This window comes from Priestia sp. P5_B4, assembly GCF_056400385.1.
The window spans coordinates 1-500 of the sequence record NZ_JBFULJ010001565.1 but is presented as its reverse complement, the minus strand read 5'-3'; the positions used below and the strand labels follow the sequence as shown (position 1 = coordinate 500).

The window sequence follows — 500 nt, the reverse complement described above, 5'->3', positions numbered from 1 at the left end:
TGCTTACTTCGCCTGCTCACGTAGGTCTAGATGCAAAAATCAAGCTAGGTTGTTCTAAAGAGGGACTCTTGCAGGCTGCTGACATTCTTTATTTGTTCGACAGCGGTGCTTACGCAGATAAAGGAACGGACTTGAGTAAAGCAGCAGCAGCTGACTGTACGGGACCTTATCGTCTTGAACATATTTTTTGTGATTCATTATGTGTATATACAAATCACCCTTACGCTTCTCCTTTTCGAGGATTTAGCCATTCGGAACTATTATTTGCGTTTGAGCGCACGATGGACATCCTTGCTAAAAAAGCAGGTATAGATCCTTTGGAGTTTAGAGAAAAAAACGCTATTCTGCCGGGTGATACTACGCCTACGCAAGTACGTTTAACTTCTAGCAGCGTTGGTAACTTACCGGAATGTATTCGTCGCTTGAAGCAGCTAATGAAATGGGAGGAAGGGCAGAGAATAGTTCATGAAAACGGCCTTATTACTGCCAAAGGGATTAGC

1 protein-coding gene is annotated in these 500 nt (G+C 43.4%); it reads left to right on the top strand.

The window, feature by feature from the left end:
* A partial coding sequence (locus AC1DRF_RS32180; protein WP_477742851.1) for a molybdopterin cofactor-binding domain-containing protein occupies positions 1 to 500 on the top strand: 500 nt, incomplete at both ends.